This is a genomic window from Coprococcus sp. RTP21204st1_G4_RTP21204_210225 (assembly GCF_040915385.1).
Lineage (GTDB): Bacteria > Bacillota > Clostridia > Lachnospirales > Lachnospiraceae > Allocoprococcus > Allocoprococcus comes.
The window spans coordinates 233,541-243,880 of sequence record NZ_JBCPDP010000004.1 but is presented as its reverse complement, the minus strand read 5'-3'; the positions used below and the strand labels follow the sequence as shown (position 1 = coordinate 243,880).

Below are 10,340 nucleotides of genomic sequence, written 5' to 3'. Positions count from 1 at the left end.
TGATTTCAGTCATTTATACACAACAGGTACAAAAAGGGAGATGTAAAAAAACTCAATCGAGTTTTTTCACATCCCCTATGGGAAATATTAATTCTGTTGTATGGAGATTGTACTTCTACATTCAAGGCAGGAAGTGCCGTTGCATAGGCAGAAATTTTTTTAACTGGTTTCCTGCCGTTCTCTGATATGCTATGTATTGATAAATTTTGCTTCGTATGAGCAGATAGATAACTGCCCGAAAAAAGGACATAAAAAAATCCCTCCAAATTTAAAAACAAATTCAGAGGGTAATTTAGGGTATAACAAAATAACCCACCCGAATATCGTTTTTTTTATTTGGTGAGTTTGTTCTTTCAAATACGAAACAAAAAGAGCCGATGATTCGTGAATTGTTCCACAATTTCATCGGCTCTGCGTCTTAAGCGTCTGGCTCTTTGATGACAGTTATCTTCAAGTTGTCAACTTTAATCAATCTTTCTTGTCTGCATTTTGGACAATAAAGGGGATAATTCTCCAAAACAGTGTCCTTCCTAATTTTATTACGGGTTTTGTTCCCACAAACAGGACACAATATCCATTCGCATTTCATCATAATTAGTCTCTAATCCTTTCAAATCTCATTTTATATGACTTTTGCAAGCTGTTAAGCTAACTTGTGGAACATATGCCGAACCTTATCTATACGGCTATTCGGGCGGCGGGGTTGGCAAATAAATTTACCAATAGCTGGCTGGTATCCTTTTAACTCTGTCAAGCAGACTCCCTGCCCATTTGTGAAATAAGTTAAATCGTTCCTGTATTCTTGAATACATCTAGCAGGGATTTCTCCTTTCAGAATGACCTCGTCATTCTTTATCTGAGTACTTACAATATCTGCACAATACCTTGGAGCATCATGATACGCCCGTGAGAGATATTCCTGCGGTGCATAAATTTCAAAGTGGAGATATGGCTCTAATAGTTCTGTCCCTGCTTTTTTTAAAGCCTGCTCCAATACGATAGGGGAAAGCAGCCGAAAGTCTGCGGGGGTACTTACAGGACTATAATACAATCCATATTCAAAACAGATTTTACAGTCTGTCACTTTCCATCCATACAGCCCCTGCTCGCAGCCATAAAGAACCCCCTCCATAACCGCATTTTGGAACGATTGATTTAAATATCCAAGTGAAACTCTGCTTTCATACTGCACTCCGCTTCCAATAGGGAGCGGCTCTATGGACAACCCGACAGAAGCCCAGAAAGGATTTGGCGGGACTTCTATGTGGATGGTATATTCTGCTTTTCTAAGCGGTCTTTCCATATATATAACAGTAGGCTCTTTTATTTCTGCCTCCACATGATATTTTTCCTCAAGGATGGCACAAATGACTTCCATCTGCACTTTCCCCAAAAAAGAAAGTATAATCTCATGCGTTGTAGTATCCACATAATATTTTAAAAGAGGGTCGCCATCTGAAATTTCTGTAAGTGCCCCAAGCAATATTTCCCGCTGTTCAGATTTCTTTACTGCAATCGTTGTTTGGAGCATAGGGAGAGGATTTTCAATAAATTTTCTCTGCGGCAACAGTATTCCGTTCCCCAAAATACTGTTTAGCTGCAAAACATCATTTGGTAAAATTACAATATCACCAGAGCAGGCTGTATCGGATGAATATAATTCACCGTTTGTCGGAACACACATCTCTGTGATTTTTATTTTCTCTTTTTCAGATATTCTAATAACATCCCTCAAATGCAATGTTCCGCTATATATACGCACATAAACAAAACGCCGCCTTTTCTCTGAATATTCAATCTTAAAAACCTGCCCGCATAGTTCAGATTGACCTTCAGGCGTTGATGAATAAAATTTACTGGCAATCACTTCTATAAGCTGCCGAATCCCCAGATTGTTTTTAGCGCTTCCGTGATAAACGGGAAATAACGTTCCGTTTTGGAATCTCCTGTTTTCTTCCTGTTCCAGTTCTGACATTTTAAACGGTTTCCCTGACATATATTTCTCTAATAGTTCATCGTTTCCCATAATTACCGCATCCCACTGTTCCATATCGTCATTGTCCGTTACATTTATATGGGGATGCTGCCCAACCTTTTGCTTCACTATAATTTCCGAAGAAAGCTTTGCTTTCATTTCTCGATATACCATTGGCAAATCAATCCCCTCTTGGTCAATTTTATTGATGAAAAAAATTGTCGGAATCTTCATTGTCTGTAGTGCATGAAACAGTATACGGGTCTGTGCCTGTATGCCATCCTTTGCAGAAACTAATAATACTGCTCCGTCTAATACGGATAAAGAACGGTATACTTCCGCCAAAAAATCCATATGGCCTGGCGTATCTATAATGTTGACTTTTACATCCTCCCACTGAAAAGATGTCACTGCTGTCTGGATAGTGATTCCCCTTTGACGCTCCAAATTCATTGTATCTGTCCTTGTTGTGCCTTCATCTACGCTCCCTAGTTCTGCAATTGCACCACTGGTATACAATAAACTTTCCGTTAATGTTGTCTTTCCTGCGTCAACGTGAGCCAGAATGCCTAAGTTAATTATTTTCATGTGATTTTCCTCCTATCAACACCCAAAAAAGGGCATAAAAATACCCAGTGATAAATACTCCTATCACTGGGTAAATAACTCCAATAGCCCCAAAACACTTATATGTTTTCGGGCATATAAAATTACATGATAAAAGTATTCTTAAACTGGGTACAAAAAACTAAGCCCCATATTAAAAGTGAAACGAGACTGCTACTTTTTGTTCCCACTATCAAATTGACAGTTTATTTAAGAATACCTTGCCGCATATTTATTAACTCCTTGTATAATACTGAATCTAATTATATTCCTTAACCCTTTATTTGTCAAGCTGACAAACTAAAGCAGAAAAAGCGGCAGGATTTCCCCCTGCCACTAATCATCTGTTTATGCAAAAATAATTTCCTTTTCCACAATCTCCCTCGCACAAGCCCTTATGTTATTGAGGCATCCTGTCCATTCTAAGGCGTTTTCTGCCTTTAGCTGTTCCGTTATGCCCTGTGCCTGTTTCATACCCTCTATGAGCCTTTCAAAGCGTTCCTGTGCCTGTCTGTTGATGTCGGCAAGGTAGGCGTTTAGCCTGCCGCTTGTAAGAAGATTGGTGTATGTAACTTTACGGTACTGTTTTAGATAATCTAAATGCCGTTGCCCCCAGATGCCTATTGCCTGTTCTTCTTCGGCGGGTACAGTTAAGCACGGTATCAAATAATCCCCTTGCCTTTCGTATTTGCCGCCCAGTTCCTCAAATAATGATTTTGCCATTGTCTGTTACCTCCACATTCTTTTTTATTTTGAATGTCCGCAAAATCCGTCCTACATCTCTCGGACGCCATGGACAGTCCAGGTCATGGCTTGCAATAATCAAATCCTGCACATTCGTACCGGCTCCCATTTTAAAAGTGCTGCCCATTAAAATACGGACAGCACCTCTTCTTACTTTTGAAAATAATTCTTTTTTTCGTACTTCGGTATTAGCATCATGAATAAATGCAATCTCCTCCGGCGGAATCCCTTTGGCAATCAACTTATCCCTTACATCGTTATAAACACTGAAACTTCCATCTGTTTTCGGGGTAGATAAATCACAAAATACCAACTGCGTCAATCTCTTTTCCTGCCCCTGCTCCCAGAAGTTATAGACTTCCTCTACACACGCATTGACTTTACTCTCTGGATAATCCGGTAACAATTCATTCATCATTCGCTGATCCAGAGCCAGTTTTCTTCCGTCATTGGTAATCAGCAGCATGTTATCTTCAGTGGCATTGACCATTCCATCCCTTACACGCTCCGCACGTTCTCCCAGTTCTGCAACCATGTCACGCTGCATTTCACTTGGTTTTACAGATACAACCCGGTACTCTACTTCCGGTACTGGAAGATTCAACATGTCAGCAGTCTGAATATCTGCCACCTCCCGAAACATCTGCATAAGCTCCGGAAGATTATAAAACTTTGCGAATCTCGTTTTTAGACGGTAGCCTGTCCCTTCCGGGGCAAGCTCGATTGCTGTCACTGTTTCTCCGAAAGTTGATGCCCATGCGTCAAAATGCTGTAGGTTATGCTCCACCAATGTATGATGCTGCAAGTATCTCTGCATGGTATATAGTTCCACCATACTGTTGCTGACTGGTGTTCCTGTAGCGAATACCACACCTTTTCCTCCAGTCAGTTCGTCAAGGTACTGGCATTTCATAAACATATCAGAGGACTTCAACGCTTCTGTCTGGGCAATGCCTGCTACATTTCTCATTTTCGTATATAGATACAAATTCTTGTATCCATCCGCTTCATCAACAAATAAGCGGTCAATTCCCAATTCTTCAAAGTTGATCACCTGGTCTTTTTTACTCTGGTCATTCAGTTTTTCCAGTCGCACAAGCAATGACTTCTTCGTCTTTTCCAACTGCTTGATTGTAAATTTGTTTCCATTCCTTGCTTTTTCCTCTGTAATTCCCTGCACAAGTTCCTCAATCTGACTGCGGATTGTCTTTTGCTGACGCTCAATGCTTAGCGGAATTTTCTCGAATTGACTATGCCCGATAATCACCGCATCTACATCACTGGTAGCAATTCTGGCACAGAACCGTTTTCTGTTTTTTGTCTCAAAATCTTTCTTGGTAGCTACCAGTAAATTTGCTGCCGGATAAAGCTGTAGCCACTCGGCTGCAAACTGCTCAATGATGTGGTTCGGTACAACAATCATAGACTTATGGCAAAGTCCCAGTCGTTTACTCTCCATTGCAGCCGCAACCATCGTATACGTCTTTCCTGCTCCAACTACATAGGCAAGCAGCGTGTTCCCGCCGTACAGGATTCTTGCAACACCATTTTTCTGATGTTCCCGTAGCCGGATTTCCGGATTCATTCCATAAAAGTTCAGATGACTTCCATCATATTCCCTTGGTCGGATTGCATTGAAATTTTCATTGTAATAATCAGTAAGTCTCTGCCTGCGCTCCGGTTCTTTCCAAATCCAATCCTGAAATGCCTGCTTGATCAGATCTTGTTTTCCCTGTGCTATGGCAGTTTCTTTCTTATTTAGAACAGCTTTTTTCTTTCCGTCATCGTCCTCCACATAATCGTAAATCCGAACGTCTCTTAGATTCAAGGTATCTTCAATAATCCGATACGCACTGACTCTTGTTGTTCCATAGGTATTGTTTGCCTTTACATTCCCCTTATCCAGACTTCTTCCCTCTACCTGCCATTCTCCCGTATATTTAGAAAAATGTACTTTTATTTTCCACTGCATATAATTGGGCGTATTCAATAACTGGAACATAAAATCTTCAACATCACTCTCCGGAAGCCACGTTGCCCCCAGTCGGATATTGATTTCTGAAGCACTTAAATCCTTTGGCTGTACTTTTTGCAAAGCAGTTACATTGACCTGATACCTTACATCTGCCTGTGCCGCAAGTTCTGCCACTTTCAACTTCTCTCTTACATTCCCTGACAAATATTCGTCTTCGGAAACATACTTTGGATTCTCTGTATCACTTTCCGGTAAACGAAAAACAACGCCGGACAACTCCTGTTCCAGTTCTTCTTCTGTTTTCCCGGTCAGTTTCGCCATGAAAGGCATATCCACTTTTGCTTTTTCTGCAAGAGAAATTGACAATGCTTCACTGGCAGTATCCACACTGTTCACTACCTTATGTGCTTTGATTGTCCGCTTAGAAAACATATCCGCTTTCCGTTCCAGTGTTCCGTCTTCTGCAAGAATCTCCAGTGAACTCAGCAATGGATAACTATTATCGTCTGCAAATACACGCATATTGGCACAATCATTTAACAGTCCGTATTTACTGCGGAAGAGATCATACAGACGGTTTAATTCCTTCTGTTGTCCTTCGATTACTGCATCAGAATATCCTTCTGTCTGATACCGGATCAGTTCTCTTGCACAATCCCGGATTGCAATCATACCTTTCACACGATTTACTCCAGTCACCGGAAGTGTTACCGGCTTCATACGACTGTTTTCCCGATAGTAAATCTTTCCATCTACCAATGTGTAAGAATAATTGCTCACCGATGGATCTGCAGGAATCGTACGGTCTTCTTCCTCCACCAGTTCTTCCATTTCTACTTCTTCAATCGTACCCTTTAACGCTTCAACTGCAACTGAAAGAAGTTCTGACAGTTCTCTGCCCTCATACGGTCTGCAAGTACTTCTCATGCCATACGGACCGGATTCCATAACCATTTCTCCCAGTATCATTTCCGGGTGCTGTACATAATAGCGGTTCTGTTCAATGCCGTTGTCATCATAATCCAGATATACCCAGTCCGGTTCCTCCAGTGTCATATGGTCACGCTTCTGAAGGAATAAAATATCCGATGTTACTTTCGTTCCTGCGTTTTTGGTAAAGGTATCATTCGGCAGACGGATTGCACCGATCAGCTCTGCTCTCTGTGCCAGGTATCTTCTGACATATGGATTCTTCTTATCCATGGTTCCTGATGAAGTAATAAATGCAATCACACCGCCCGGTCTTACCTTGTCCAATGTTTTCGCAAAGAAATAATCGTGAATGAAGAAATTGTACCTGTCATATCTGCTGTCAAATACTTTAAACTCCCCAAACGGTACATTGCCGATTGCAACATCGAAAAAACTGTCTGGAAGATTTACTTTCTCATAACCCTCAACCGCTATCTTGGATTTCTGATAAAGTTGTGCAGCAATTCTTCCTGAAACAGAATCCAATTCCACACCATACATCTTACAGTCCGAAAGAGATTCTGGTTTCATACCGATAAAGTTACCGACACCACAACTTGGTTCCAGAATATTTCCACTCTTTAGTCCCATGTTTTCCAGTGCCTGATACATACTCTTGATTACAATCGGCGGAGTATAGAACGCTGTCAGCGTTGATTCTCTTGCAGATTCGTATTCTTCTTCACTTAATACAGTCTGCAATTCCAGATACTCGGCTGCCCATGCGGATTTCTTTGGATCAAATGCATCTGAAAGACCGCCCCAACCAACATATTTTGCCAGTATTTCCTGTTCTTCCGGTGTTGCATAACGATGTTCGTTTTCACATTTCTTCAGAAGTTGAATCGCTGCAATATTTGCCCTGAACTTTTCTTTGGCTGAGCCATACTCCGGCACTTCCTCCATAATCTGATACTGATGTCTGTTCTGCCCGGAAACTTCCGGATACAAATCGTAGCTCTGCGCTTTCTTTGCAGGTTCGCCCTGTTCCCAGGAAGGGGCTAATTCCAAAGTATTTTCTTCTTCGGCTGGTAATTCGCCTGCTTCCAATTCTGCTGCTTCCTGTACCGGAACATATCCCTGTTTCTCGATTGTCTGGAACCACTCATGTGCAAATAGATTCAGTTCTTCTTCCAGCTCCTCATTATATCCGTCATCGCCATAAACTTCATCGTATCTTTGTAATGCGTCCTGCTGATAAGTTCTTGCCTGAAGCGTTTTCCTGTCATTATCATAAGCAAATTCCATATCCGGATCTGCCATGGCATCTCCGTTTTGCTCATAGTAATGAGAAATTGCAATATAGTTATCACCAATCTGCTCAATCGTAAGGGGCATGAATCCTGCCCCTGCTTCAAAGGTTTTGGAATCTACTTCTCCCCGTAAAACCTCTCCTGCCAGCTTCATCACAAACTGATAATTCTGCTCTGGAATACTCAGCTCAGTCTCTATCTCTTCTGCCGGAACGTCTGTCGGCTGTGCCTCTTTTTCTTCTTCGGCTGGTAATTCCGGCAATGGCCGTTTGAGTTTCAAATGGTCATTTGCCGGATTCTCACGTATCTTACGGTCAAATTCTTCTCTGGATAGTTCTTCGGTAAAAATCGGATACTGTTGATCCCGAAGCACCACTCTTTCTTCTGACAGGAACTCAATCTCATAATCTTTCATTCCTATCGTAACAACAGAATCTACAGAAATATCATAATCTTCCAGACCATTTCCCGATTCTGTCACCACTTCATTTGAACGTGTTGGATGTTCCACTTGGGTAACAAACGGATGGGATTCTGTTCCTATTATATTTTCGTCTATAATCGGTGTGGTAAGACTATATCTTCCATGCTGATAATCCAAAATATCTTGATACGCCTTTTGCATATCAGCATATCTTGTATCAAAATCAGCAGTATCCGCCAAAACCTCAGACATCTGTGAAACTAATTCTGTTACCCGTTCAGGTTCTTCCAACTGTGGAAGCAGTAATTTTACCGCTTCATAATAATCCGTTCCTGCCGGATACGGACGCATAACATTCTCTGGACAGTTATAATAGAAATGATAGATTTCCCCTGCAAGCACTCTTCTCTCATAGTCAGGGATTCCTTCCAGTTCACGCTTGGAAAGATACCTTCCTACGTCAATCAATTCTCCAATCCTTTTTGCAACCGCATTCCATTTCAGCAGTATTTTAGGAGAATCTTCCCCATATCCCCGGTGCAGTTTCAGTCCTTTTCCATCATGTTCTTCACCGATACCAGTTCCAGTCAAGATGGAAGACCTTCCCCCGACTCCATATTCATTTTTCAGGAACTTCACCGTATCTTCCATACTGTGTCCCTGTTTAAAATAACAGTAAATACGATACTTCCCTTGTGAAAAGCTTGAACCACTTTGAAGTGCTCGGTCAATAATTTCCTGCGTAAAAGAAAAAGTAGAAACATCTTCTACCGCTCTGTCATCAATTAACTGAAGCTGTCCATCAACACTCAAAAGTGTTTCTCTACTATCCTTCAATTCGCCCAGGACACGCATTCCGTCATAATACCCCGCAATTACATGCCAGTCATAATATCCCTGCTCTATTCGATTCTCATATGTTCCTCGCCATATATGCAGCACATTTTCATACTTATCGAATCCTACTGCATCGCCATTTTCCAGTGTATACTCTGTCACGCCCGTTGGAAAAAGTGATTTCACATATTCCATCTGGGCTTTTCGTTCCTCATGGCTCTCATAAAAATCACTTATTTCCGCATTGGTTGCTTTTAAGTGTGGTGCAAAAAGGAGCAGTGATTTGATGATTTCGTCATTTGATAAAAATGCGATTTCATGATCTTCACTGCTCCTGTCATGCCATTTTAATTCTCCAGAATTTCGTTCCTCACGATTTCCTGTGCTCTCTGCCGGATATTGTTCATTCGCCCGATCCACTCCATCTGATCTCTGGCTTTCAATTCCTCCGTCACTCCCTCTTTCTCTGCCATCTGCTGGATAAGTGTTTCCATTCTCATCTGTGCTTCTTCCTCCGTCTGAAGCAGATGCTGATTCAAGGTTCCTGCTGTCAGAAGGTTCAGATACATTCCGTACCGATTCTTCATCAGATATTGATTTCGGAGATATGCGTACTTCCCAAGGTGAACTTCCTCTTCCTCTGGAATTGTAAGATTCGGCAGGAGATAATCTCCCTGTCTGCTGTATGTGATTGCTGCCATTGTCCTGTCCCCTTTCTGTTGCGATTTCCTGTTTGTTATCCACATTATAATCTGTTGTTTTCTGTTCAACAAATGTGCGTTGCTTCCGTTCCTGTATCTTTAACTTTCGTATTGTGTCCGCAACTTCTCCTAATGCCATTTCTGACATATCACTCGCAGCCACGCCAAAGAGATTGACTAACTCCTTTGTATGAAAGTCCCGAATATTTTGAAAGTCCCTTGTCTCCAGATAAATGTCCGGTTCAATTCCACAACGCAAAAAAAGCATATAAGAAATGCTGTTTGCAAGCAGTTGTTTCATTTTCAACCGGATATTAAACTCATCAATTTCTTCTAACGGACTATCCTTTGTCGCAAGTAGGATATCCGGAAGATAATCTCCAATGTTATCCTCTGCAATATTCAGAGACGCTTCCAGAATCACCATCGCAAACTCTTTTCTGTCTCCGTCCGTCACGCCAAATGTATTTACCAAGGCTTCTTTTACTGGTTCCTGTTGTTCTTCTGCCACACTCCACAAAGAGACCGGACGCACCAGACGCTTATACTTTCCTTCTCTGGTATCGGATACATCAAAATAATATTTTAACTTTAATCTATCGGAACTCTTATCAAATACAGCAATTCCTTTAGAATCCCGTTTTACCCACCGTCCAAACTTTTCATTCCATTTTTCCATAGGAAGTACTGCGGTTGCTTCTGGACGCTGCACATGAATCAAAAGCTGTTCATCAAATGGCAATCGGTAATTTTTACTGGCTGACTGAAGAAAGGCTATCCACTTTTCCGGTGACTCTGTCACTTCCTGCGTTGCTTCCTCATACAGTTTTGTAATGACATCAAATTTCTTTAC

The 10,340-nt window shown here is 41.5% G+C and carries 5 protein-coding genes; all 5 read right to left on the bottom strand.

Annotated features, from left to right (window positions below; all coding sequences use genetic code 11):
- Positions 1 to 418 precede the first annotated feature (418 nt).
- The 5 genes from AB5213_RS05720 to AB5213_RS05700 all read right to left on the bottom strand — a co-directional run bounded on the left by AB5213_RS05720 (position 419) and on the right by AB5213_RS05700 (position 9,487).
- Entirely contained in the window at positions 419 to 592 is a 174-nt protein-coding gene (locus AB5213_RS05720; RefSeq protein WP_008724758.1) for a cysteine-rich KTR domain-containing protein, read from the bottom strand.
- A 51-nt stretch (positions 593 to 643) separates the two neighbouring features.
- Entirely contained in the window at positions 644 to 2,563 is a 1,920-nt protein-coding gene (tet(O), locus tag AB5213_RS05715; RefSeq protein ID WP_002596250.1) for a tetracycline resistance ribosomal protection protein Tet(O), read from the bottom strand.
- A 366-nt stretch (positions 2,564 to 2,929) separates the two neighbouring features.
- On the bottom strand, positions 2,930 to 3,304 hold the full coding sequence (locus tag AB5213_RS05710) for a TnpV protein (protein WP_001129922.1): 375 nt from the start codon (positions 3,302 to 3,304) through the stop codon (positions 2,930 to 2,932).
- The gene (locus AB5213_RS05705) at positions 3,285 to 9,206 is read right to left on the bottom strand and encodes a helicase (RefSeq protein WP_368276422.1); all 5,922 of its coding nucleotides are present in this window, start codon (positions 9,204 to 9,206) and stop codon (positions 3,285 to 3,287) included. Before AB5213_RS05705 ends, AB5213_RS05710 begins: the two co-directional genes overlap by 20 nt.
- Positions 9,134 to 9,487: a TnpV protein gene (locus AB5213_RS05700; RefSeq protein ID WP_118364944.1), complete on the bottom strand. Its 354-nt coding sequence runs from the start codon at positions 9,485 to 9,487 to the stop codon at positions 9,134 to 9,136. The genes AB5213_RS05705 and AB5213_RS05700 overlap by 73 nt, the downstream gene beginning before the upstream one ends.
- Between the last annotated feature and the right edge of the window lie 853 nt (positions 9,488 to 10,340).